Origin of the sequence: Pseudomonas sp. MM211, from assembly GCF_020386635.1 — a bacterium.
GTDB lineage: Bacteria > Pseudomonadota > Gammaproteobacteria > Pseudomonadales > Pseudomonadaceae > Aquipseudomonas.
This window is the reverse complement of the sequence record NZ_CP081942.1, coordinates 4,977,157-4,999,807: the sequence shown is the minus strand read 5'-3', so window position 1 is coordinate 4,999,807 and position 22,651 is coordinate 4,977,157. Positions and strand designations below refer to the sequence as shown.

The 22,651-nt window shown below is 60.3% G+C and carries 23 protein-coding genes; 17 read left to right on the top strand and 6 right to left on the bottom strand.

The window, feature by feature from the left end:
* Positions 1-71: 71 nt before the first annotated feature.
* The 7 genes from K5Q02_RS22985 (at position 72) to ispD (ending at position 7,784) form a co-directional block, all read left to right on the top strand.
* Positions 72-1,022 (top strand): acetyl-CoA carboxylase carboxyltransferase subunit alpha, encoded by a 951-nt coding sequence (locus K5Q02_RS22985; protein ID WP_225834684.1) that lies wholly within the window; start codon positions 72-74, stop codon positions 1,020-1,022.
* A gap of 79 nt (positions 1,023-1,101) precedes the next feature.
* A complete protein-coding gene (tilS, locus tag K5Q02_RS22980; protein WP_225834682.1) occupies positions 1,102-2,427 on the top strand; it encodes a tRNA lysidine(34) synthetase TilS in 1,326 nt (441 codons plus the stop codon).
* Between the two features lie 295 nt (positions 2,428-2,722).
* A complete protein-coding gene (locus K5Q02_RS22975; protein WP_225834680.1) occupies positions 2,723-4,354 on the top strand; it encodes a CTP synthase in 1,632 nt (543 codons plus the stop codon).
* 3 nt (positions 4,355-4,357) lie between these two features.
* A complete protein-coding gene (gene kdsA / locus K5Q02_RS22970) occupies positions 4,358-5,203 on the top strand; it encodes a 3-deoxy-8-phosphooctulonate synthase (RefSeq protein ID WP_225834678.1) in 846 nt (281 codons plus the stop codon).
* Positions 5,204-5,351: 148 nt separating this feature from the next.
* Positions 5,352-6,641: a phosphopyruvate hydratase gene (eno, locus tag K5Q02_RS22965; RefSeq protein WP_225834676.1), complete on the top strand. Its 1,290-nt coding sequence runs from the start codon at positions 5,352-5,354 to the stop codon at positions 6,639-6,641.
* Positions 6,642-6,798: 157 nt separating this feature from the next.
* Positions 6,799-7,077: a cell division protein FtsB gene (ftsB, locus tag K5Q02_RS22960; protein ID WP_225834674.1), complete on the top strand. Its 279-nt coding sequence runs from the start codon at positions 6,799-6,801 to the stop codon at positions 7,075-7,077.
* Positions 7,074-7,784, top strand: coding sequence for a 2-C-methyl-D-erythritol 4-phosphate cytidylyltransferase (ispD, locus tag K5Q02_RS22955; protein ID WP_225834673.1), 711 nt, complete (start codon positions 7,074-7,076; stop codon positions 7,782-7,784). The genes ftsB and ispD overlap by 4 nt, the downstream gene beginning before the upstream one ends.
* Before the next feature lie 124 nt (positions 7,785-7,908).
* Here ispD and K5Q02_RS22950 read toward each other — a convergent pair whose 3' ends face one another.
* Together K5Q02_RS22950 and K5Q02_RS22945 are read right to left on the bottom strand one after the other, a co-directional pair.
* Complete coding sequence (locus K5Q02_RS22950) at positions 7,909-8,232, bottom strand: HPF/RaiA family ribosome-associated protein (RefSeq protein ID WP_225834671.1); 324 nt, start codon at positions 8,230-8,232, stop codon at positions 7,909-7,911.
* Between the two features lie 111 nt (positions 8,233-8,343).
* Complete coding sequence (locus tag K5Q02_RS22945) at positions 8,344-9,231, bottom strand: LysR substrate-binding domain-containing protein (protein ID WP_225834664.1); 888 nt, start codon at positions 9,229-9,231, stop codon at positions 8,344-8,346.
* 135 nt (positions 9,232-9,366) lie between these two features.
* On the opposite strand from K5Q02_RS22945, the gene K5Q02_RS22940 reads away from it, so the two are divergent.
* Complete coding sequence (locus K5Q02_RS22940) at positions 9,367-10,479, top strand: S-(hydroxymethyl)glutathione dehydrogenase/class III alcohol dehydrogenase (protein WP_225834662.1); 1,113 nt, start codon at positions 9,367-9,369, stop codon at positions 10,477-10,479.
* A gap of 79 nt (positions 10,480-10,558) precedes the next feature.
* Complete coding sequence (gene fghA / locus K5Q02_RS22935; RefSeq protein ID WP_225834661.1) at positions 10,559-11,398, top strand: S-formylglutathione hydrolase; 840 nt, start codon at positions 10,559-10,561, stop codon at positions 11,396-11,398.
* A 56-nt stretch (positions 11,399-11,454) separates the two neighbouring features.
* Here the strand turns inward: fghA and K5Q02_RS22930 are convergent, their stop codons facing one another.
* Positions 11,455-12,000 carry a Dps family protein gene (locus K5Q02_RS22930; RefSeq protein ID WP_225834659.1) on the bottom strand — a complete coding sequence of 182 codons (546 nt, stop codon included), beginning with the start codon at positions 11,998-12,000 and terminating at the stop codon, positions 11,455-11,457.
* Between the two features lie 331 nt (positions 12,001-12,331).
* Between K5Q02_RS22930 and ispF the strand changes: the two genes are divergently transcribed.
* The 7 genes from ispF to rpoS all read left to right on the top strand — a co-directional run bounded on the left by ispF (position 12,332) and on the right by rpoS (position 18,244).
* Positions 12,332-12,805 carry a 2-C-methyl-D-erythritol 2,4-cyclodiphosphate synthase gene (ispF, locus tag K5Q02_RS22925; protein WP_225834656.1) on the top strand — a complete coding sequence of 158 codons (474 nt, stop codon included), beginning with the start codon at positions 12,332-12,334 and terminating at the stop codon, positions 12,803-12,805.
* Complete coding sequence (truD, locus tag K5Q02_RS22920) at positions 12,802-13,860, top strand: tRNA pseudouridine(13) synthase TruD (protein WP_225834654.1); 1,059 nt, start codon at positions 12,802-12,804, stop codon at positions 13,858-13,860. Before ispF ends, truD begins: the two co-directional genes overlap by 4 nt.
* Positions 13,848-14,600, top strand: coding sequence for a 5'/3'-nucleotidase SurE (surE, locus tag K5Q02_RS22915; protein WP_225834653.1), 753 nt, complete (start codon positions 13,848-13,850; stop codon positions 14,598-14,600). The genes truD and surE overlap by 13 nt, the downstream gene beginning before the upstream one ends.
* 29 nt (positions 14,601-14,629) lie before the next feature.
* Entirely contained in the window at positions 14,630-15,265 is a 636-nt protein-coding gene (locus tag K5Q02_RS22910; RefSeq protein ID WP_225839846.1) for a protein-L-isoaspartate(D-aspartate) O-methyltransferase, read from the top strand.
* 21 nt (positions 15,266-15,286) lie between these two features.
* Positions 15,287-16,216 carry a DUF368 domain-containing protein gene (locus tag K5Q02_RS22905; RefSeq protein ID WP_225834651.1) on the top strand — a complete coding sequence of 310 codons (930 nt, stop codon included), beginning with the start codon at positions 15,287-15,289 and terminating at the stop codon, positions 16,214-16,216.
* Between the two features lie 52 nt (positions 16,217-16,268).
* Positions 16,269-17,126, top strand: a complete 858-nt coding sequence (locus tag K5Q02_RS22900; RefSeq protein WP_442963947.1) for a peptidoglycan DD-metalloendopeptidase family protein — start codon at positions 16,269-16,271, stop codon at positions 17,124-17,126.
* 107 nt (positions 17,127-17,233) lie between these two features.
* Positions 17,234-18,244, top strand: a complete 1,011-nt coding sequence (rpoS, locus tag K5Q02_RS22895; RefSeq protein ID WP_225834649.1) for an RNA polymerase sigma factor RpoS — start codon at positions 17,234-17,236, stop codon at positions 18,242-18,244.
* A 135-nt stretch (positions 18,245-18,379) separates the two neighbouring features.
* Here rpoS and mqo read toward each other — a convergent pair whose 3' ends face one another.
* Together mqo and K5Q02_RS22885 are read right to left on the bottom strand one after the other, a co-directional pair.
* Positions 18,380-19,882, bottom strand: a complete 1,503-nt coding sequence (gene mqo / locus K5Q02_RS22890; RefSeq protein ID WP_225834647.1) for a malate dehydrogenase (quinone) — start codon at positions 19,880-19,882, stop codon at positions 18,380-18,382.
* Positions 19,883-20,370: 488 nt separating this feature from the next.
* Entirely contained in the window at positions 20,371-20,565 is a 195-nt protein-coding gene (locus tag K5Q02_RS22885) for a hypothetical protein (RefSeq protein WP_225834645.1), read from the bottom strand.
* A 144-nt stretch (positions 20,566-20,709) separates the two neighbouring features.
* On the opposite strand from K5Q02_RS22885, the gene K5Q02_RS22880 reads away from it, so the two are divergent.
* Complete coding sequence (locus K5Q02_RS22880; RefSeq protein WP_225834643.1) at positions 20,710-21,294, top strand: YajG family lipoprotein; 585 nt, start codon at positions 20,710-20,712, stop codon at positions 21,292-21,294.
* A gap of 69 nt (positions 21,295-21,363) precedes the next feature.
* Here the strand turns inward: K5Q02_RS22880 and K5Q02_RS22875 are convergent, their stop codons facing one another.
* Positions 21,364-22,530 carry a 1-acyl-sn-glycerol-3-phosphate acyltransferase gene (locus tag K5Q02_RS22875; RefSeq protein ID WP_442963946.1) on the bottom strand — a complete coding sequence of 389 codons (1,167 nt, stop codon included), beginning with the start codon at positions 22,528-22,530 and terminating at the stop codon, positions 21,364-21,366.
* Positions 22,531-22,651 lie beyond the last annotated feature (121 nt).

Here is a 22,651-nt window from a genome sequence, read left to right as displayed (position 1 = left end):
TTCCTATAAGGTAGGCGCCAAATGGATACACGCTCCCCGGCCCTGTGGCCGTCGACGCATGACGGATGCCTATGAACCCGAATTATCTCGATTTCGAACAGCCGATTGCCGACCTGCAAGCCAAGATCGAAGAGCTTCGTCTGGTTGGTAATGACAACTCCCTGAACATCGGCGACGAAATCGCCCGCCTGCAGGACAAGAGCAGTACGCTGACCGAGAGCATTTTCGGCAATCTGACCAGTTGGCAGATCGCTCGCCTTGCTCGTCACCCGCAGCGTCCTTATACCCTGGACTATCTGCAGCACATCTTCACCGAGTTCGACGAGCTGCACGGCGATCGTCACTTCTCCGACGACGCTGCCATCGTGGGTGGTGTTGCGCGCCTCAATGGCCAGCCGGCCATGGTCATCGGTCACCAGAAGGGCCGTGAGGTTCGCGAGAAAGTGCGCCGTAACTTCGGCATGCCGCGTCCGGAAGGTTACCGCAAGGCCTGTCGCCTGATGGAAATGGCCGAGCGCTTCAAGATGCCGATCCTGACCTTCATCGACACGCCAGGTGCTTATCCGGGCATCGATGCAGAAGAGCGTAACCAAAGCGAAGCCATTGCCTGGAACCTGCGAGTGATGGCGCGCCTGAAAACCCCGATCATCGCCACCGTTATCGGTGAGGGCGGTTCCGGCGGTGCATTGGCCATTGGCGTGTGCGACAGCCTGAACATGTTGCAGTACTCGACCTATGCGGTGATCTCGCCGGAAGGCTGTGCCTCGATCTTGTGGAAAACCGCCGAGAAGGCGCCGGATGCTGCCGAAGCCATGGGCATCACTGCCGAGCGCCTGAAAGGCCTAGGCATCGTCGACAAAGTGATCGCCGAGCCTCTGGGTGGTGCACATCGCGATCCGGTCGCTGCCGCCGAATCCATCCGCCAGACCCTCAGCGCTCAGCTTGAGGATCTCAGCACGCTCGACACCGATGCCCTGCTGGCGCGTCGCTACGAGCGTCTGATGAGCTACGGTATCGCCTGATGCCGGCTTGCCCTGCAGGCATGCGAGTCGCCGCTCTGGCGATGCGCATGTCTGCAGGGTCGCTCCGCTAAACTCCACCATGTCTCTCGAATCGGCTCTGCTCGCGCGCCTCGCTCCGTGGCGTGAGGCATCGGCCTGGCGAGTCGCTTTCTCTGGCGGGCTCGATTCCACCGTGCTTCTGCATGCACTGGCAATTGCTGCTCGAAGCCATGCGCTGCCACCCATTTCCGCTATCCATGTGCATCACGGCTTGCAGGCTGCGGCTGACGACTGGCCGATGCATTGCCAGCGCTTGTGCGATGAGCTGGGCGTGCCGCTGCATGTCGAGCATGTTCAGGTAGCGTCTGGTGCCAGCCTGGAGCAAGCCGCTCGTAACGCGCGCTATGCAGCGTTTTCCGCGCAGCTGAATCGGGGCGAGGTGCTGCTGCTCGCTCAGCATCAGGATGATCAGGCGGAGACCGTTCTCTATCGTCTGTTGCGCGGTGCTGGTGTGCGCGGGCTTGCTGCGATGGCGGCAAGTCGCCCGCTGGCCGCCGGGCATGCCGTTCGTCCTCTGCTGGATGTACCACGCAGTGCGTTGGAGGCTTATGCCGAGGCATATGGCCTGCGTTGGGTGGAAGACCCTTCGAATGCAGACAGCGGCCTTGCTCGAAACTTTCTACGCCGGGAAATCCTGCCGCGCTTGCACAGGCATTGGCCTAAAGCGTCCCAGGTGCTGGCTCGTACGGCGGAGCATCAGGCCGAGGCGTTGGAGTTGCTGCAGGAGCTCGCCGAACTTGATTTGCAGCGAGCCCAGGCGTCGCCCGGTTTCGATTGGCTGGACGTTCCCTGTCTCGATCTGCAGGCGTTGCGCGGGCTATCCGATGCCCGGCAGCGCAATCTACTGCGCTACTGGTTGGCGGGTTTCACCCGCTTGCCCGATAGCCGCCATTGGCAGGGATGGTTCGATCTGCGTGATGCCGGGCCCGACGCCAAACCGGTCTGGCGACTGGAGAGCGGTGAGCTGCGGCGCCATGGTCGTTATCTGTTCTGGCTCAATGCCGACTGGGCTGTGGCGTGGGTGGCTCAGGCGCAGCCCTGGCCTCTGGCTGAGCAGCCACTGGCGTTGCCGGGTAATGGTCGCGTCTGGCTCGAAGGCGCCATACCCGTGGGGCAGTTGAGCGTCGGCTATCGCCAGGGCGGCGAGGTTCTCGAGGTGCCGGGGCGTGGTCGGCGTGACCTCAAGCGTCTTCTGCAGGAGGCTGGCGTGCCCGAGTTCATTCGTGGGCGCATCCCGCTGCTGCTGTGCGACGGACGGCCCGTGGCTCTCGCCAATCTGCTCGCCGGCCCCGGCTGCGGCACGTTTCACTGGCAGCCCGAGCAAATTGATCCGCCTCTTGATGGGGCTGTCGATTCTCGCGCGTAAGGGTCGGCTGCTGTAAGAGTGTCGCAGGTGCGAAGCCCCAGGCTAGAGGCTTTTCGGGGTTCGATGTAGATCTCGTTTCAGCAGCTTTTGCCCTGCTTTGGGTTTCGCGTTCTTCCCCACTCAGGACGTTTCCGGTAGACTACGCTCCCGTCTCTATTCAGGTATTCGCTGCTTCTTCAGAAGCGGTGGATGTTTGCTATTTGCCGGCATGGTTCGCCATGTTTGCTAAGGTGAACCAAGGCCTTCTCTGCTCCCCGGCGGCTCGACCGCCACTGCTGACTTCTTAGGGTTTTTCATGACGCGCTTCATTTTCGTCACGGGTGGTGTTGTTTCTTCATTGGGGAAAGGCATCGCCTCGGCATCCTTGGCGGCAATCCTGGAGGCGCGGGGCCTGAAGGTCACGATGCTCAAACTGGATCCCTACATCAACGTCGATCCGGGCACCATGAGCCCGTTCCAGCACGGTGAAGTGTTCGTCACTCACGACGGTGCTGAGACCGATCTCGACCTGGGTCACTATGAGCGGTTCATCCGCACCACGATGACCAAGAGCAACAACTTCACCACCGGCCGCGTCTACGAAGACGTGCTGCGCAAAGAGCGGCGTGGTGATTATCTGGGCGCGACCATCCAGGTCATCCCGCACATCACCGACGAGATCAAGCGCCGCATCATCAAGGGTGCAGGCGACGCTGACGTCGCCATGGTCGAAATCGGCGGTACCGTGGGCGACATCGAGTCGCAGCCGTTCCTCGAGGCGATCCGCCAGCTGCGTTTCGAAGTGGGCGCCAAACGCGCCATGCTGATGCACCTGACGCTGGTTCCGTACATCGCCACCGCAGGCGAAACCAAGACCAAGCCGACCCAGCACTCGGTCAAGGAACTGCGCTCCATCGGCCTGCAGCCGGACGTGCTGGTGTGCCGCTCCGATCACCCGATCGACTTGTCGTCGCGCCGCAAGATCGCCCAGTTCACCAACGTCGAAGAGCGCGCAGTAATCGCCCTCGAAGACGCCGACACCATCTACAAAATCCCGGGCATCCTGCACTCGCAGGGGCTGGATGATTTCGTCGTCGAGCGTTTCGCGCTGGAATGCCGCGGTGCTGACCTGTCCGAATGGGATCGCGTGGTCGATGCCAAGCTGAACCCGGAAAAAGAAGTCAACATCGCCATGGTCGGCAAGTACATGGAGCTTCTGGATGCCTACAAGTCGCTGATCGAAGCGATGAGCCATGCCGGTATCAGCAACCGTACCAAGGTCAACCTGCGTTACATCGATTCCGAAGACATCGAGAATCAGGGTACTGCGCTGCTCGAGGGCGTCGATGCCATCCTGGTTCCGGGCGGCTTCGGCTTGCGTGGTGTGGAAGGCAAAATCACCACTGTGCAGTACGCCCGTGAGAACAAGATTCCTTACCTGGGTATCTGCCTCGGTATGCAGGTAGCCGTCATCGAGTTCGCCCGTAATGTGCTGGGCTGGAGCGATGCCAACTCCACCGAGTTCGATATCGCCAGCAAGCACCCAGTGGTCGGTCTGATCACCGAGTGGCAGGACGCGACCGGCGCGACCGAGCAGCGTACCGAAGCCTCCGACCTTGGCGGCACCATGCGTCTTGGTGCCCAGGATTGCCAGCTGCTGAGCGGCTCCAAGGTTCACGACTGCTATGGCAAGGACGTGATCGTCGAGCGCCACCGCCATCGTTACGAAGTGAACAACAACCTGCTGCCGCAACTGATCGACGCTGGCCTGAAGGTCACTGGTCGTTCGGGTGATGGCGCGTTGGTGGAAGTGGTCGAGAGCGCGGATCACCCGTGGTTCGTCGCCTGTCAGTTCCACCCGGAATTCACCTCCACGCCGCGTGACGGCCACCCGCTGTTCAGTGGCTTCGTCAACGCCGCACTGGCGCACCAAGCGAAGAAGGCCTGACCCATGGCTCAGAAGACCATCCGCGTTGGCGCGATCGATGTCGCCAACGACAAGCCGTTCGTGCTGTTTGGCGGCATCAACGTGCTGGAGTCCCGCGACCTCGCCCTGCGTACCTGCGAGGAATACGTGCGGGTTACCGACAAGCTCGGTATTCCTTACGTGTTCAAGGCAAGCTTCGACAAGGCCAACCGTTCGTCGGTGAGCTCCTTCCGTGGCCCGGGCCTGGAGGAGGGCATGAAGATCTTCGAGGAAGTGAAGAAGACCTTCGGCGTGCCAGTGATCACCGATGTGCACGAACCTCACCAGGCGCAGCCGGTGGCGGACGTTTGCGACATCATCCAGTTGCCGGCTTTCCTGTCTCGGCAAACTGACCTGGTCGTGGCCATGGCCAAGACCGGCGCTGTGATCAACATCAAGAAGGCGCAGTTCCTCGCGCCCCAGGAAATGAAACATATTCTCGCCAAGTGTGTCGAAGCCGGGAACGATCAGCTCATCCTCTGTGAGCGTGGTTCCTCCTTCGGGTACAACAACCTGGTGGTGGACATGCTGGGCTTCGGCATCATGAAGTCCTTTGAGTATCCGGTATTCTTCGACGTCACCCACGCTCTGCAGATGCCGGGCGGCCGTTCGGATTCCGCTGGCGGGCGTCGTGCTCAAGTGACCGAGCTGGCTAAGGCCGGCATGAGTCAGGGGCTCGCGGGGCTGTTCCTCGAGGCGCATCCGGATCCGGAAAACGCCAAGTGCGATGGTCCGTGTGCCTTGCGCCTCGACAAGCTCGAGCCGTTCCTGGCGCAGCTCAAGCAGCTGGATGATCTGATCAAGAGTCAGGATCCGATCGAAACCGCCTGATCGGCGTTTCCACGGTTCGCTTATCTGTTTCACCGCCCGGCCTTTTGGCCGGGTTTGTCATGTCAGCCCGGTCTGCCGTTGATCGTGCCCGGTGCTGGCAGCCGAATGCAGCAGTGCGTTTTCGACAATTTCTGGAGAGCTTACAAGAATGGCAAAGATCGTCGACATCAAGGGTCGTGAGGTTCTCGACTCCCGTGGCAACCCCACCGTGGAAGCGGACGTAATCCTCGACAATGGCATCGTCGGTAGCGCCTGTGCGCCGTCCGGTGCCTCCACCGGTTCGCGCGAAGCCCTGGAACTGCGTGATGGCGACAAGAGCCGTTACCTCGGCAAGGGCGTTCTCAAGGCCGTTGGCAACATCAATGGCCCGATCCGCGACGCGCTGCTGGGCAAGGATCCGGTTGACCAGAAGGCTCTGGACAAGATCATGATCGATCTGGACGGCACCGAAAACAAAGCCACTCTGGGCGCCAACGCCATCCTCGCCGTCTCCCTGGCAGCCGCCAAGGCCGCCGCCCAGGATCAGGATCTGCCGCTGTACGCGCACATCGCCAACCTCAATGGCACCCCGGGCCAGTACTCCATGCCTGTGCCGATGATGAACATCATCAACGGCGGTGAGCATGCCGACAACAACGTCGATATCCAGGAATTCATGGTGCAGCCGGTTGGCGCGAAGAACTTCGCCGACGGCCTGCGCATCGGTGCGGAAATCTTCCATCACCTCAAAGCCGTGCTGAAGGCTCGTGGCCTGAGCACTGCCGTAGGTGACGAAGGTGGTTTCGCTCCGAACCTGGCCTCCAACGAAGACGCGCTGTCGGCCATTGCCGAAGCCGTGGCCAACGCCGGTTACAAGCTGGGCACTGACGTCACACTGGCACTGGACTGCGCGGCCAGCGAGTTCTACGAAGACGGCAAGTACAACTTGACTGGCGAAGGTAAATCCTTCGACGCCGAAGGTTTCGCCGAGTACCTGAAAGGGCTGACCGAGCGCTTCCCGATCATCTCCATCGAAGACGGCCTGGACGAGTCCGACTGGGCGGGCTGGAAGATCCTTACCGACAAGATCGGCAGCAAGGTTCAACTGGTCGGCGACGATCTGTTCGTGACCAACACCAAGATCCTCAAGGAAGGCATCGACAAGGGCATCGGTAACTCGATCCTGATCAAGTTCAACCAGATCGGCACCTTGACCGAAACCCTGGAAGCCATCCAGATGGCCAAGGCTGCTGGCTACACTGCAGTCATCTCGCACCGCAGTGGCGAGACCGAAGACAGCACCATTGCCGATCTGGCAGTCGGTACTGCCGCTGGTCAGATCAAGACCGGCTCGCTGTGCCGCTCCGATCGCGTATCCAAGTACAACCAGCTGCTGCGTATCGAAGAGCAATTGGGCGCCAAGGCGCCGTACCGTGGTCGCGGCGAGTTCCGCGGCTAAGGTAGGTTCGCACGGCGAGGTGGCCAACACCTCGCCACGTGGACTCTGTTGAGATCTGCCGAGTCGACTTCACGGTCTTGTCGGATGCCGATGACGCAGGGAGAATCGACAGATGTCCGCAGCAGCGACCCTTTCTTATCCGAGTGCCTCACCTGCCATGCGTAGTTCCTACTGGCTGTTTCTCGTTCTGGTTCTGGTACTTGCAGGGCTGCAATATCGCCTGTGGGTAGGCGAGGGCAGTCTGGCGCAGGTTACCGATCTGCAGCATCAGATCGCCGATCAGGAAGGCGAGAACGAGCGTCTGCTCGAGCGTAATCGCATCCTCGAAGCGGAAGTGATGGAGCTGAAGAAAGGTATGGAAACCGTCGAAGAGCGCGCCCGCCACGAGCTGGGCATGGTCAAAGACGGCGAAACCCTCTATCAGTTGGCTGAATGAACACACCTGATCTGCCGTCCTTCTGGGCGGTGATTCCGGCCGCCGGCATCGGCAGTCGCATGCGCGCCGACAAGCCCAAGCAGTATCTGCAACTGGCCGGCAAAAGCATTCTCGAACATACCCTCAACTGTTTCCTCGATCATCCGTGCCTGCATGGCGTAGTGGTCAGCCTGGCCGAGGACGATCCGTTCTGGCCGAACCTGAGTTGTGCTCGCGACTCGCGTATTCATATTGCCAGTGGTGGTGCCGAGCGCGCCGACTCGGTGCTCAATGCGTTGCTGCGTCTGGGTGAGCTGGGTGCCAGTGAGCAGGATTGGGTGCTGGTGCACGACGCCGCACGGCCCAATCTGGCGCAGTCCGATCTCGATCTGCTATTGGCCGAGCTGGCTGACGATGCGGTAGGCGGGCTGCTCGCCGTTCCCGCTCGGGACACACTCAAGCGTGTCGGCAGCGATGGACGCGTGCGCGAAACCATCGATCGCTCGGTGATCTGGCAGGCCTACACGCCGCAGATGTTCCGTCTCGGCACTTTGCACCGTGCGCTTGCCGAAGCACTGGTTTCGGATGTTGCGGTGACCGATGAAGCCTCGGCCATCGAGTGGGCCGGTCAGTCGCCACGTCTCGTCGAAGGCCGGGCGGATAACCTCAAGGTCACCCGCCCGGAAGACTTGCACTATCTGGAGCGCCTATGGCGTGGCCGGAGCTAACTCCGTAATAACGCGATAATGTAGGGGCCTGCTTACGGGCGAATGGTTCAGGCGGCGCCGGCAATGCGGCAAGGCCACCATCAATTCGCACCGGGGCGGCGCCCCTACGGCAAGTGAACTTCTTTCAGTGAATCCACTTGTTGGCGTTCTTGCCAAGGTTGCGATCGAGCACACTGGTGAGCCTGTTCATGGCACCGTCGATGGCCTGCTGCATTTCACAGGCATCGAAGGAAACCGACATGGGGTCGCGCCCCTTCATGCGTGCTTCTACTTTGCAGCGTTTGTCCTGGGGGCCGCTTTTCAGGGCGTTTTCGTCGGAGAGATGAATTTCCACGCGTGTGAGGTGTTCCTCATAGCGCTGTAACTTGTCTCGTACTCGACCTCGAATGTCTGTCTTGAATGCCATCGAGGTGTCGACGTGTTTTCCGCTGTTGACCATGACCTGCATAACCATTTCCTCATGCTGGTGGGTTCGCAACGGCCCGAACAAGGGCCTCATGATTTACGACGGGGTGATGACGGCAGAGGTTCGCTGGCGGTTGTGACAGCATATGAGCGGCTAGGTGTATTCGGCTCGTTGGCTCAAACCGTCGCGCAATGCATCGATCAATTGCCTGACCTTGGGCGACAGATGCCGTTGTTGCGGGTAGAGCGCCCACACCGCGGTGTTCGGTGGTTGATGATTGTCGAGCAGGGAAACCAAGGCGCCGCTGCGTAGGTGTTCGAGCACGTAATAATCGGGCAACTGACACAGGCCCAGTCCGCCTAGCGCCGCATCCAGTACGGCCTGGCCGCTGTTGCAGCGCCAGTTGCCCTGAACCCGCTGCGAGGCTTCGCGGCCGTCGAGCTGGAATGTCCAGACATCGCTGCTGCCCACCAGGCAATTGTGCCGAGCCAGCTCCGAGAGGCTGTGCGGGCGACCGTATCGCTGCAAGTAATCAGGCGACGCGCACAGGTACATGCGTCGCGGCGCCAGGCGCGTGGCAAGCATTCGCGAGTCCTGCAGGCGACCCAGGCGAATGGCAATGTCGAAGCCGTCCTGGAGCAGATCCAGGGTGCGGTTGCTCAGTTCGATATCTACGGAGAGTCGTGGATGGCGGGCTGCGAATGCGGTAACCAGCGGCACGATGAAGCGCTCGCCGTAGGCCACCGCGCAAGTCATGCGCAGCAAACCCTTGGGCTCGCCACCGAGATCGCCAATCGCGTTGAGCGCTTCCTCCCGCGCATCCTGCAGACGCTGGCAATGCTGCAGAAAAGTCTGGCCCGCCTCGGTCAGTGCCACCTTGCGGGTGGTGCGATAGAACAGCCGGGTATGCAGGCGTTCTTCCAGGCGGGCGATCTGCCGGCTCACTTGCGACGAGGACAGGCCCAGGCGTTCGGCTGCTGCAGTGAACTGCCCGCATTCTGCGACGGCGACGAATTCGTCCAGCCCCTCCCAGCGATTCATGTCTTCCCCCTGTTCACCTGGTGAATGGCTGATTATCCCTGAATAGCAATAATGTTTTGCATTCTGCCTGATTATCTCTGTTCACGTGTCTACTACACTCTCTCCCCATCGCTTTCCCATCAGGAGATTCTGGACATGATCAAGTCGCGCGCCGCCGTAGCCTTTGCGCCCAACGAGCCGCTGAAAATCGTTGAAGTGGATGTCGAGCCACCCAAGGCCGGCGAAGTGCTGGTGCGCATCGTCGCTACCGGCGTTTGCCATACCGACGCCTATACGCTGTCCGGTGCCGATTCCGAGGGCGTATTCCCCTCGATCCTCGGCCACGAAGGTGGCGGCATCGTCGAAGCCATCGGCGAGGGCGTAACGTCGGTGGCTGTGGGTGACCACGTGATCCCGCTTTACACCGCCGAATGCCGCAAGTGCAAATTTTGTCTGTCCGGCAAGACCAACCTGTGCAGCTCGGTGCGCGCCACTCAGGGCAAGGGCCTTATGCCCGACGGCACCTCGCGCTTCAGCTACAACGGCGAGCCGATCTACCACTACATGGGCTGCTCGACGTTCTCCGAATACACCGTGCTGCCGGAAGTTTCCCTGGCTGTTATTCCGAAGGAAGCGCCGCTGGAGAAGGTCTGCCTGCTCGGTTGTGGCGTGACCACCGGTATCGGCGCCGTGCTCAACACCGCCAAGGTGGAAGAGGGCGCCACCGTGGCCATCTTCGGTCTGGGTGGCATCGGCCTGGCGGCGATCATCGGTGCGAAAATGGCCAAGGCTTCGCGCATCATTGCCGTCGATATCAATCCGGCCAAGTTCGACGTGGCCCGCGAGCTGGGCGCGACCGACTTCGTCAATCCAAAGGATTACGACAAGCCGATCCAGGACGTGATCATCGAGTTGACCGATGGCGGTGTGGACTACAGCTTCGAGTGCGTCGGTAATGTGCAACTGATGCGTGCCGCACTGGAGTGCGCACACAAGGGCTGGGGTGAGAGCGTGATCATCGGCGTGGCCGGTGCCGGTCAGGAAATCAGCACCCGTCCGTTCCAGCTGGTAACCGGTCGCGTCTGGCGCGGTTCGGCTTTCGGCGGCGTCAAAGGCCGCACCGAGCTGCCGAGCTATGTGGAAAAGTCGCAGAGCGGCGAAATCCCGCTGGATACCTTCATCACCCACACCATGGGGCTGGAGCAGATCAACGAAGCATTCGATCTGATGCACGAAGGCAAGAGCATCCGCACCGTCATCCACTACTGATAGCTGCAAGCGACAAGCTTCAAGCTACTAGCGGCCTAGGCTGCCTGGCGCTTGCGGCTTGGCGCTGCTCGGAGGCCTTATGGAAATCGTTTCCAGCAACAAGAGCTTTGGCGGCTGGCACAAGCGCTATCGCCACCGCTCCACGTCGCTCAACTGCGACATGGTGTTCGCCGTCTATCTGCCACCGCAGGCCGAGAAGGGCGCCAGGCTGCCTGTGTTGTATTGGCTCAGCGGGCTGACCTGTACCGACGAGAACTTCATGCAAAAGGCCGGCGCCCAGCGCATGGCTGCCGAGCTTGGCCTGATCATCGTCGCGCCGGACACCAGCCCGCGCGGTGAGGGGGTGCCGGACGACGCCAACGGCGCCTACGATTTCGGCCTGGGTGCCGGCTTCTACGTCAACGCGACACAAGAGCCTTGGGCACGCCATTACCGTATGTACGACTACGTGGTGCAGGAGCTGCCAGCGTTGATCGAGGCCAACTTCCCGGTATCCGACAAGCGCGGTATCGCCGGACACTCCATGGGCGGCCACGGCGCGTTGATCTGCGCGCTCAAGAACCCGGGGCGTTATGCTTCGGTCTCGGCCTTCTCGCCGATCACCAATCCGCTGAACTGCCCGTGGGGTGAGAAGGCGTTTTCCAACTACCTGGGTGAAGACCGTTCGCGCTGGCGCGAGTGGGATGCCAGCGTGCTGATCGCTGATGCGACGGAGAAGTTGCCGATTCTGGTGGATCAGGGTGACCGCGACGACTTCCTCGATGGCCAGCTCAAACCCCATGCGCTGGAAGCGGCGGCCAAAGCGGCGAACCATCCGCTGACCCTGCGCCTGCAGCCGGGTTATGACCACAGCTACTACTTCATCGCCAGTTTCATCGAAGACCACCTGCGCCACCATGCCGAGGCGCTGGCTCGCTGAATGAGAAAGGGCGCTGCCGGTTCAACCGGCAGCGCCCCTCTTTCTACTGTTACAGATCACTCACCCAGGCTGGATCTCAGCATCCAGGCGTTCTGCTCGTGCACGCCGATGCGCGCTACCAGCATGTCGTGGCTGAACAGATCACCGGCTTCTTCCGCCAGTTCGGCGAACTCACTCATGCGTCGTGCCACCGCCTCGTTGTCCTTCACCAGCTCGCCGATCATCTGTGGCGTTGGTTTGTGCGGGGCTTCGTTGTCGATGACGGTAAGTGCACGGAAGGTTTCCCCACCAGTCGGCGCCAGCTTGCCCAATGCGCGAATACGTTCGGCAAGCGCGTCGGCAGCCTGGTGAATTTCGTTGTACTGCTCGTCGGTCAGTTTGTGCAGGCCATAGAAGTTCGAGCCTTGCACGTTCCAGTGCACGCCCAGGGTCTTGACGTACAGGGTGTAGCTATCCGCTACCGCCTTGGTCAGTGCTTCAGCGACCTTCTCGCGGGCAGCGCCATCGACGCTGGTATTGATGGCCAGGCCATCGCCCTTGAGTTTCTGCGCGCTGGCTTTCGCCTTGGGTTTTGCTGCTGCCGGTTTGCGTGCTACGGCCATGATGGTCTCCATGGTTGTTAGAAATGTTTTGCTACTTCTTGTCGACTATCGGTAGGGGGAGAACATTCCAACATTTTCTCGATAGAGAGTTTGCGAGGGCAGTGGAGGTGGTCGCTGCCTTGCGGTTTTCCTCTTCACGTCGCTTGTACGGTCGCGCGCTGACGCCATGAGCAACCCGTGTCGGAGCGCGGTGTTTTGCTCAACGTGGAGATCATTGAAAATGGCTAGGCGGGAATGCGTTTTATTCCATTGACCGCTCCAGCAGCCGGGCAAGTCCGCCTCAAGGTGTTCTTTCGGGTAGAATCGGCCTTTTTTGCGAGGGCGTCGGTTCATGCGGATTGGCCATGGTTACGATGTGCACCGCTTCGGCGATGGGGATTTCATTACCCTGGGCGGTGTGCGTATCCCCCACAAGTTCGGCCTGGTTGCCCACTCCGATGGCGATGTGGTGCTGCATGCCCTTTCCGATGCCTTGCTCGGCGCCGTAGCGCTTGGTGACATCGGCAAGCATTTCCCGGACACCGACCCTAACTTCAAGGGCGCTGACAGCCGTGTGCTGTTGCGCCATGTGCTGGGGCTGATTCACGCCAAGGGCTGGAAGGTTGGCAACGTCGACGCCACCATTGAAGCTCAGGCGCCAAAGATGGCGCCGCATATCGAAGCGATGCGCCGGCTGATCGCCGAGGATTTGCAGGTCGAGCAGGATCAGGTCAACGTCAAGGCCACCACCACCGAGAAGCTGGGTTTCGTGGGCCGTGAAGAAGGTATCGCGGTGCATGCCGTGGCCTTGCTGGTCAGCGCATGACCGAACTGGAACTGCTTGGCCCGCGGGCCTATGGCGAGCCCTGTGGACAGGCCGTACTTAAGGCGGTCGCCGAGGATTTTCAGGTCGACGAAGTGCTGGATATCGAATTGTCCGGCGCAGGTGAGCATCTGTGGCTGTGGGTCGAGAAGCGTGGCCTGAATACCGAGGAGGCGGCTATCCGCCTGGCGCGTGCCGCCGGAGTACCGGTGCGGATGATCAGCTATGCCGGGCTGAAGGATCGCCAGGCGCTGACTCGGCAGTGGTTCAGTCTGCATTTGCCCGGCAAGAGTGATCCCGATCTTGGCAAGGCTCACGACGAAACCCTGGTGATCCTCAAGCAGGTGCGCCACTCGCGAAAGTTGCAGCGCGGCGCCCATGCTGCCAATGGTTTCATCCTGCGCCTGACTGCATTGCAGGCCGATCAGGCAGCGCTGGACGAGCGTCTGAAAACCATCGCGGCCCAGGGCATCCCCAATTACTACGGCGCTCAGCGTTTCGGCTTCGAAGGCGGCAACGTCGCCCATGCCCGGCATTTTGCCGAGCGCAAGGAACTGCCGGAAAAACGCAATGTGCGTTCGCGGGTGCTTTCGGCCGCGCGCAGCTTTCTATTTAACCGGGTATTGGCCGAGCGAGTCGCCGCCGGAACCTGGAACCATGCGCAACCCGGCGACCTGCTGGCGTTCACCGACAGTCGCAGTTTCTTCGCCGCTGGTGAGGCCGAATGCCAGGATCCCCGTCTGGCCCAGCTGGACTTGCATCCGACAGGGCCGTTGTGGGGCGAGGGCGCATCGCCAGCAGGCGGAGCTACCCAACGTCTCGAACAGAGCATTGGCGATGCCGAGCTGCAACTGGCCATATGGCTCGCAGAAGCGGGCATGGCGCACGAACGTCGTATCCTGCGCCTCCCCATTAGCGGTTTGACGTGGCATTATCCCGAGCCTGACATTCTGCAACTGGAATTCGTCCTGCCGGCTGGATGTTTCGCCACTGCTCTAGTGCGCGAAATCGTCGACCTTTTGCCTGCAGGGCAGACGGACAACCCATGCGTATTCTGATTTCAAACGATGACGGCGTGGCCGCACCGGGCCTCGCCGCGTTGCACGCTGCGCTAGCCGATTACGCCGACTGCACGGTGATCGCTCCCGATGGGGATCGCAGCGGCGCGAGCAGTTCGCTGACGCTCGACCGCCCGTTGCATCCGTGTACCTTGGCCAATGGTTACATCAGCCTCAATGGTACGCCGACCGATTGTGTGCACCTGGGCCTCAATGGCTTGCTGCCCGAGGTCGCCGATCTGGTCGTGGCCGGTATCAACATGGGCGCCAACCTGGGTGATGACGTGCTGTATTCCGGTACTGTGGCGGCCGCCCTCGAAGGCCGTTTTCTGGCTCGGCCGGCATTTGCCTTTTCGCTGCTCTCGCGTTCGCCCGAGAACATGCCGACCGCCGCCTATTTCGCCCGAAAATTGGTCGAAGCCCATGAGCACCTCGACCTGCCACCGCGCACGGTCTTGAACGTCAATGTGCCAAACCTGCCGCTAGAACGTATCCGTGGCGTGCAACTGACCCGGCTCGGGCACCGCGCCCGCGCGGCAGCGCCAGTGAAGGTGGTCAATCCGCGTGGCAAGGAAGGCTACTGGATTGCCGCGGCCGGCGATGTCGAGGACGGCGCTGAAGGAACCGACTTCCATGCCGTGATGCAGGGTTACGTGTCGGTTACGCCATTGCAGCTCGATCGTACTTATCAGGATGGCCTGAACCGCCTCAAACCATGGCTGGAGGGGCTGATGACATGAATCGGGAGCACGACCGCCACGGGATTGGCATGACCTCTCAGCGCACTCGCGAGCGCCTGATCCAGCGCCTTTACGATGAAGGCCTGTCGAACGCTCAGGTGCTCGAGGTGATTCGCCGCACGCCGCGCCACCTGTTCGTCGATGAAGCCCTGGCGCACCGAGCCTACGAAGACACGGCTCTGCCGATCGGCCATAACCAGACCATCTCGCAGCCCTATATGGTCGCGCGCATGAGCGAACTGCTGCTCGCCGCTGGCCCGCTGGACAAAGTGTTGGAGATTGGTACGGGGTCGGGGTACCAGACGGCGATTCTGGCTCAACTGGTCGAGCGGGTGTTCACGGTCGAGCGCATTCAGGGATTGCAGGAACGTGCCAAGGAACGTCTGGTCAAACTGAGCCTGCGCAACGTGGTGTTCCGCTGGGGTGATGGTTGGGAGGGCTGGCCTGCGCTGGCGCCCTACAACGGCATTATCGTGACGGCGGCTGCGTCCGAAGTGCCTCAGGCTCTACTGGATCAATTGGCTCCGGGGGGGCGTTTGGTCATCCCCGTCGGTACAGGCGACGTTCAACAACTGTTACTGATCATTCGCGAGGAACAGGGTTTCTCTCGGCACGTACTCGACGCAGTTCGGTTCGTGCCTCTGCTTAATGGCCCTCTGGCCTGATTCAATCGAACGGAAGGATGCATGAAGAAAACCTTGTTGCTGTATGCCAAAGGGATAGCGATGGGCGCTGTCGACGTGGTGCCCGGATTCTCCGGCGGCACCGTTGCCCTGATCACCGGTATATACGACAAGCTTCTCGCCTCGTTCGCCGCCATGCCCGAAGCGATCATGCTGTTCTTTCGCGGACGCATCAAGGATGCCTGGCAGGCCTGTAACGCCAGCTTCCTGCTGGTCGTCATGCTTGGCATCCTCAGCAGTATTTTCACCCTGGCGCGGGCCATCAGCTACCTGATGAACGAACACCCGGTACCGTTGTGGGCGTTTTTCTTCGGCCTGGTACTGGTCTCTGTCTATCTGGTCGGACGTGAAGTCAGCGCCTGGCGAACCAACAGGTTGGTCGGCTTCGCGATAGGGCTGGTGTTTGCGCTGTGGATCACGCTCGCTGTGCCCATGCAGCTTTCCGCAGACCCGCTAATGCTGTTTATCGCCGGTGCCATCGCCATCAGTGCGATGATTCTGCCGGGCATCTCTGGCAGCTTCATTCTCGTGCTGCTAGGGCTTTATCCGGTGGTGCTGGGCGCGGTCAAGAATTTCGATCTGACGGTACTGGCGATATTCTGTGCAGGCTGCGTGCTGGGCTTGCTGATGTTCTCCAAGGTGCTGAGTTGGTTGCTGGCGCATATGCGCGATCTGACCATGGCTTTTCTGGCCGGCTTGATGCTCGGCTCGCTGGTAAAGGTATGGCCCTGGAAACAGACGCTTACCTGGCAGACCAACCGTCATGGGGAATCGTTTCCACTGGAGCAGGTCAATCTATTGCCTTGGCAGTTCACCGAAGTCAGCGGTGACGATGCGCAGCTACTACTGGCCATCACGCTGAGCTGCTGTGCCATTGCATTGGTGCTGGGTGTGGAATGGCTGGCGCGCCGCCGCCAATTGGAAGAAGTCTGACGTTTCGGCGTTCTTTACTGGTCGCTCGAGGCCGTCTGCAAGGGAGATACGGGTGAGTTTCACAGCCAATCAAGGGCGTTATTCCTCGGGCATGCTACGCAATGTGCTGCTTCTGGCGCTGCTGAGTACGCTGCTGGCCGGTTGCGCCAGCTCGAATTCCGGCAATGTACAGGTGGTGGATCGCAACAACGCTGCGGCGCAGCGTCAGCCGGTCACGTCTGGCCAATACCGCGTGCAACGAGGAGACACACTTTACTCCATCGCCTTTCGCTACGGCTGGGACTGGAAAGCACTGGCTGCCCACAACGCGATCCCGGCCCCTTACATGATCCGCGTCGGCCAGGTCATTCGCTTCGGCTCAGGCACTGCAAGCAGGCCTGTTGCGACGTCATCACCGTCTACCAGTACTCCCGTCGTGACTACGCCAAGCCGGCCAACCGCGCCGGTTCAGGCGCCTCCTGCACAGACCACTACACGGCCTTCTGTACCCGTTGCGGTGACGCCAGCGACCACGCCGGTGGAGCCTGTACAGCGCTCTGCATCGGGTTGGGCATGGCCGGCCAGTGGTGCGATTATCGGACGGTTTTCCTCAAACGGTAGTTTGAATAAAGGCATTGATATAGCCGGGGAATTGGGACAGCCTGTCCTTGCTGCGTCTGGTGGATCCGTTGTCTACGCCGGGAGTGGGTTACGGGGCTACGGTGAATTGGTGATCATCAAACACAGCGATACCTACGTGAGTGCCTACGGTCACAACCGAAGACTGTTAGTACGTGAGGGGCAGCAGGTCAAAGTCGGGCAACAGATTGCCGAGATGGGTTCCACGGGAACTGACCGGGTGAAGCTTCACTTCGAGATTCGCCGCCAGGGTAAGCCTGTAGATCCAATGCAATACCTGCCACGTCGTTGATCTGTCGCTCGTTCGCCCCTCATGTGGGATGGACGGGCTCTGATGTTGCCAAGGAGAAAGGCACATCCGGGCTTGCTGGTCGAACTCAGCAAGGGACGGAAAATAAAATGGCACTCATTTCTAAAGAAGCGCCGGAGTTTGACATCGACGATGAAGTGCTCCTTATGGAGCCCGACATTGATCTTGACGATGGGGCTGGCGAGCAGGCAGGTAAAAAGACCGCTGCGCGCAGTAAGGCCAAGCAATCCACCGGCAGCAAGCAACACAAGTATATCGACTACACCCGGGCGCTAGACGCCACTCAGCTTTACCTCAACGAAATCGGTTTTTCCCCATTGCTTACCCCGGAAGAGGAAGTGTTCTTCGCGCGTCTGGCGCAGAAGGGCGACCCTGCCGGCCGCAAGCGCATGATCGAGAGCAACCTACGCCTGGTGGTCAAGATCGCTAGGCGTTACATCAACCGTGGGCTCTCCCTTCTAGACTTAATAGAGGAGGGCAATCTCGGTCTGATTCGGGCTGTTGAAAAATTCGATCCCGAGCGTGGTTTCCGGTTTTCTACCTACGCCACCTGGTGGATCCGGCAGACCATCGAACGGGCGATCATGAATCAGACCCGCACCATTCGCCTGCCCATCCATGTGGTCAAGGAGCTCAATGTCTACCTGCGCGCCGCGCGGGAACTGACGCAGAAGCTCGATCACGAGCCGTCCCCCGAAGAAATCGCCAACCTGTTGGAGAAGCCGGTGGGTGAGGTCAAGCGGATGCTCGGATTGAATGAGCGTGTATCGTCCGTAGACGTATCGCTTGGCCCTGACTCCGACAAAACGCTACTCGACACCCTGACCGATGATCGCCCCACCGACCCTTGCGAGTTGCTGCAGGATGACGACCTTTCACAAAGCATCGATCAGTGGCTTTCGGAGTTAACGGATAAGCAGCGGGAAGTGGTGGTTCGCCGTTTCGGCTTGCGTGGCCACGAGAACTGTACGCTCGAGGAGGTTGGTCAGGAAATCGGTCTGACCCGCGAGCGGGTACGACAGATCCAGGTGGAAGCACTCAAGCGTTTGCGCGAGATCCTTGAGAAGAACGGCCTTTCCGCCGACTCTCTGTTCCAGTAAACCCCGGCCTGCCAGGCCTTGTGCCAGTCAGCTCTGCTGACTGGCTTTTTATTGGGCGTTGTTTGCGCTGTCAGTTAGCTGTGCACAAAAAACGGCGCCTAAATAGGCGCCGTTTCTGTGTTCACGCTTGAGCGATCACACCTGCTGCAGTTCTTGCAATTGCAGTAGTGCGTCCGACTGCGACTGCACCGCACGATATTGCTCGGCATCGCTGCTCAATACCGCATAGGGTGCCGGGAAGATCTCGTGCAACTTGCTGCTCCACTCGGCCGAGGCCGCCTTGTCGGGGAAGCAGCGGCGGATCAGATCGAGCATGATCGAGACCGTCACCGAAGCGCCCGGCGAAGCGCCCAGCAGAGCGGCGATGGAGCCGTCTTTGGCCGCTACCAGCTCGGTACCGAATTGCAGGATGCCGCCTTTTTTGGCGTCTTTCTTGATGATCTGCACGCGCTGTCCGGCAATCTCCAGACGCCAGTCACTGGCCTTGGCTTCAGGGTAGAAGCCGCGCAGCGTATTGAGACGCTGATCGTGGGACTGCATGACTTCCTTGACCAGGTAACGGGTCAGGTCGAAGTTGTCGCGAGCCACCGCCAGCATCGGGCCGATGTTGTTGAGGCGCACCGACATGGGCAGGTCGAGGAACGAGCCCTTTTTCAGGAATTTGGTGGTGAAACCCGCGTAGGGCCCGAACAGCAAAGATTTCTTGCCATCGACCACGCGGGTGTCCAGGTGCGGCACCGACATGGGGGGCGAGCCCACTTCGGCCTGGCTGTACACCTTGGCCTGGTGCTGGTTGACCACTTCCGGATTATCGCAGCGCAGCCACTGGCCGCTGACCGGGAAGCCGCCGAAGCCCTTTCCTTCCGGAATGCCCGACATCTGCAGCAGGGGCAGGGCACCGCCACCGGCACCGAGGAACACGAAGCGGGCCTGAATTTCGCGATGATTGCCGCTTTTCGGGTCTTTGGTGCTCACACGCCAACCGTGCTCGTTGCGGGTCAGATCGGTGACTCGCTGGTTGCAGGTCACGCGAGCGTTGCTCTGCTGCACCAGGTAGTCCAGCAGGCTCTTGGTCAGCGCGCCGAAATTGATGTCGGTGCCGTTAGCCACGCGGGTCGCTGCAATCGGCTCACTGGAATCACGGCCTGGCATCATCAGAGGCATCCACTGGGCCATGGTCTCGCGGTCTTCGCTGTACACCATGTCTTCGAAGGCGTGGTGTACACGCAGGGACTCGAAGCGCTTCTTCAGGTAGTCGACGCCTTTCTGGCCACGCACGAAACTGAGGTGTGGAACCGAGTTGATAAAGGTCTTCGGCGAGCCGAACGTACCTTTCTTGACCAGGTAGGCCCAGAACTGTTTGGACTCTTCGAACTGGGCGTTGATGCTCACCGCTTTCTTGATGTCGATGGAGCCGTCAGCGGACTCAGGGGTGTAGTTGAGCTCGCACAGGCCGGCGTGGCCAGTACCTGCGTTATTCCACGGGTTGGAGCTTTCCACCGCGCCGGAGTCCATCGCTTCCACGACTTCCAGCTTGATGCCCGGATCGAGTTCCTTGAGCAGCACGGCCAGCGTTGCGCTCATGATGCCGGCTCCAACCAGCACTACATCTACAGCTTCGTAATCGTTCTGCGCCATTGCCACATCTCCAAAAAATCAGCGTCCAATCGATGGCCTTCGGCCTGGGCGTCGAGTGCGCCTGTCAGCGGTTGCAGAGCTGTCCTGGGGATCCGGGTGACGGGAAGGGGTCGCCTTGTCCTGCCGCAAGATGATTCATATGTTCGCCACACTCTTGTGAAGTTATTGAAACCGTTTTTTCACGTTCTTTTGGAACGCGAACCTCAAAAGTTCATGTGCCTGTTGGGCCTTCCTCGGCGGCAGATGTTCCGCGAAAACGCGGTAATCGCTGCATGGAACGAGGATGGCTGTCGATATCGAGCAGCACGAAGTGGGCGACTCTCTGTGGCGTTGCCGATGGCGTGAAGTGCATCAGCGGTACGGCGAGGCCGATCAGGAGGCGTCCTTATAATCGGGGCGCGATTATAAGGCGAAAGCGAGAGAATTGATCAGCTGCATGTGACTTTTATTGCACACGCGGTTCTGCGCACAAAAGCCCGGGCAGGCGCTCAGCGGGAAGTGAAAGCGCTTTCCGGGAGCGGAGCGCCGAGCCAGACGAGACGTTGCTCGTTGACCTCATGCCAGCTTGCAGGCCCCGGAGCGTGGGCGCTCTGGCGAAATGCCCGGCAGATGCCCTGCTCATCGACGCAGGCGAAAATACGTGGGCGTGGTGGGTTGGCAGTCTTTTCCAGTAGTGCACGCATCAAACAAACTTCCATCATGCAAAGCGACCAAAGTCTTATACCGCTAGCATGTGACGGGCACATGACCGGAACCGCGTTCACCCATTGCAGGTCGATTCGTTATACTTTGCGACGCCTTATGCGCCCCTCCATGGAGAACCGAGTATGAATCGCCTGTTGTTTGGTCTGGTTGCCGCTCTCAGTCTGGCTCTTGCCGGTTGTGCCCACAGCCCGCAGCAAATCACCCCGCAGCCCAGGCTCATCGGATCCTTGACCCCAGTTGGTCAGGGCCAGCCTGTCGTCGTGCGTGTTGTTGATGGTCGCCCATCCCCGGTTCTGGGAACTCGCGGTGGTCTGTACCCGGAAACCAGCGCCATCAGCGTTGCTGGCAAGGATGTGCTGCCCAAGCTGCAGGCTCAGGCCGAAGCGGCTGTACGCCTGCTAGGTTTCACCCCCTCGGCCAACGCCTACAATGCACCGCAACTGACCCTCACTCTGGCAGAGCTGAAGTATCAGTCGCCCAAGGAAGGCCTCTATGTCACCGAAGCTGACATGACCGCCACCTTCCGCGCCGATGTGCAGAACAGCAATCGTCGTTACAGTGGCCGCTACGGTGCTTCCCTGAACCAGCGTTTCGGCATGGCACCCAACCAGGAAACCAACACCAAGCTGGTCAGTGACGTGTTGAGCGATGCGCTGACCCGAACCTTCAAGGATCCGACTCTGTCGCAGATACTCAGCGGTCAATAAGCGAGTAGCGTGACAAGAAAAAGCCCCGAGATGTCGGGGCTTTTTCGTTTTTGCGGTCAGTGCCTGCCCTCAGAGAGGAAGGCCAGCCTTGATGCGGTACTGGTTGCGCACTGGTGTGGCGTACTGCAAGACCAGATAGGGCTGCTGCTCGCTGGGGCAGTTGCTTAGGCGTCGCTGCCATTGCTCCTTTGCTGCTGCCAATTCGCTTGCATCGAATAGCGCTTCGGCCGTCGGTACCTCAAGCTGTGGATCACGCTCGCTCCACATGGCATACGCCAGGTAATGCACGGGAAATAGGCGATAGCCGGTGAGAATGTGCGCATCGGTGATGGTCGCAAGTTGCTTGGCATCCTCGAAACCACTGGTCAGTGGATCGCCAAAGTGTACGTGTACACGGCCTTTGTAGCCGGTGATGCCTAGGGCGATGCTTTTGTCATCTTCGCCTGGTTGCTTGGTATAGCTACCGGTGGTCGCACGGGTATAGAGCTCGAGGGCTTTGGCCTGGTCGCAAGGATCATACTCGTAGCTGATCGACACGGGAGTCAGCTTGAGGCTGCTGATAACTTCGGCGAATGGCTCGTCCTTGCGGCTCATGTGGAACATCTTGAGAATCGCCGAATCGGTACGGTCGTCACCGTCTTTGGCACGGCCTTCGGCTTGAGCGATCCAGATCGATTCGCCATCGTTGCGAATCGAGTGGCTGATGTAGGCCGACAACAATTGGTAAGCCGCCAGCTTTTCGCGGCGGCCAGTGATCGAGCGGTGCACGATAAAGCTCTTGTTCAGACGCATCAGGTCGCTGACGAAGGGCCTTTGCAGCAGGTTGTCACCGATCGCGATGCGTGGCGTCTTCAGTCCCGCGTGGTAAACCGCGTAGTTGACGAAGGCTGGATCCATGACGATGTCGCGGTGATTGGCCAGGAACAGATAGGCGCTGCCGGACTTGAGGGTTTCTACGCCGGAGTAGGTCACGCCATCAGTGGCTTTCTCGACGGTACGGTCGACGTAGGGCTCGACGGTATCCTGCAGCGCGCTCACCGAATTGATGGAGCGGAACTGCGACCGCAGTCGATGAGCTATAAGAGGTTTGAGCAGCCAGCCGAACGGTCCCGCCAAGCGCGGGAAACGGAACTGGGTAAGGATGTCGAGGAACGCATCGTCGGCCAACAGGCGCGCCAGAACTGCTGGAATTTCCGCGTCGGCGTAGGGTCGGATGCTATCGAATTCGCCCATCAATGATCTCTTGTGATTGTCGCTGCGATTGAGAGGTTGAGCCCCTTCGGGGGAGAGCCGTTGCCGTTCGAGCCTTTGGGGCGCAACGACAGCCGAGCAGAGGGGCAGCAATAGACCGCCGATT

Bases quoted from the DNA above. Each gene is read 5' to 3' on its own strand.
- K5Q02_RS22985 (WP_225834684.1), top strand. From the start codon at position 72: ATGAACCCGAATTATCTCGATTTCGAACAGCCGATTGCCGACCTGCAA.
- tilS (WP_225834682.1), top strand. From the start codon at position 1,102: ATGTCTCTCGAATCGGCTCTGCTCGCGCGCCTCGCTCCGTGGCGTGAG.
- K5Q02_RS22975 (WP_225834680.1), top strand. From the start codon at position 2,723: ATGACGCGCTTCATTTTCGTCACGGGTGGTGTTGTTTCTTCATTGGGG.
- kdsA (WP_225834678.1), top strand. From the start codon at position 4,358: ATGGCTCAGAAGACCATCCGCGTTGGCGCGATCGATGTCGCCAACGAC.
- eno (WP_225834676.1), top strand. From the start codon at position 5,352: ATGGCAAAGATCGTCGACATCAAGGGTCGTGAGGTTCTCGACTCCCGT.
- ftsB (WP_225834674.1), top strand. From the start codon at position 6,799: ATGCGTAGTTCCTACTGGCTGTTTCTCGTTCTGGTTCTGGTACTTGCA.
- ispD (WP_225834673.1), top strand. From the start codon at position 7,074: ATGAACACACCTGATCTGCCGTCCTTCTGGGCGGTGATTCCGGCCGCC.
- K5Q02_RS22950 (WP_225834671.1), bottom strand. From the start codon at position 8,232: ATGCAGGTCATGGTCAACAGCGGAAAACACGTCGACACCTCGATGGCA.
- K5Q02_RS22945 (WP_225834664.1), bottom strand. From the start codon at position 9,231: ATGAATCGCTGGGAGGGGCTGGACGAATTCGTCGCCGTCGCAGAATGC.
- K5Q02_RS22940 (WP_225834662.1), top strand. From the start codon at position 9,367: ATGATCAAGTCGCGCGCCGCCGTAGCCTTTGCGCCCAACGAGCCGCTG.
- fghA (WP_225834661.1), top strand. From the start codon at position 10,559: ATGGAAATCGTTTCCAGCAACAAGAGCTTTGGCGGCTGGCACAAGCGC.
- K5Q02_RS22930 (WP_225834659.1), bottom strand. From the start codon at position 12,000: ATGGCCGTAGCACGCAAACCGGCAGCAGCAAAACCCAAGGCGAAAGCC.
- ispF (WP_225834656.1), top strand. From the start codon at position 12,332: ATGCGGATTGGCCATGGTTACGATGTGCACCGCTTCGGCGATGGGGAT.
- truD (WP_225834654.1), top strand. From the start codon at position 12,802: ATGACCGAACTGGAACTGCTTGGCCCGCGGGCCTATGGCGAGCCCTGT.
- surE (WP_225834653.1), top strand. From the start codon at position 13,848: ATGCGTATTCTGATTTCAAACGATGACGGCGTGGCCGCACCGGGCCTC.
- K5Q02_RS22910 (WP_225839846.1), top strand. From the start codon at position 14,630: ATGACCTCTCAGCGCACTCGCGAGCGCCTGATCCAGCGCCTTTACGAT.
- K5Q02_RS22905 (WP_225834651.1), top strand. From the start codon at position 15,287: ATGAAGAAAACCTTGTTGCTGTATGCCAAAGGGATAGCGATGGGCGCT.
- rpoS (WP_225834649.1), top strand. From the start codon at position 17,234: ATGGCACTCATTTCTAAAGAAGCGCCGGAGTTTGACATCGACGATGAA.
- mqo (WP_225834647.1), bottom strand. From the start codon at position 19,882: ATGGCGCAGAACGATTACGAAGCTGTAGATGTAGTGCTGGTTGGAGCC.
- K5Q02_RS22885 (WP_225834645.1), bottom strand. From the start codon at position 20,565: ATGCGTGCACTACTGGAAAAGACTGCCAACCCACCACGCCCACGTATT.
- K5Q02_RS22880 (WP_225834643.1), top strand. From the start codon at position 20,710: ATGAATCGCCTGTTGTTTGGTCTGGTTGCCGCTCTCAGTCTGGCTCTT.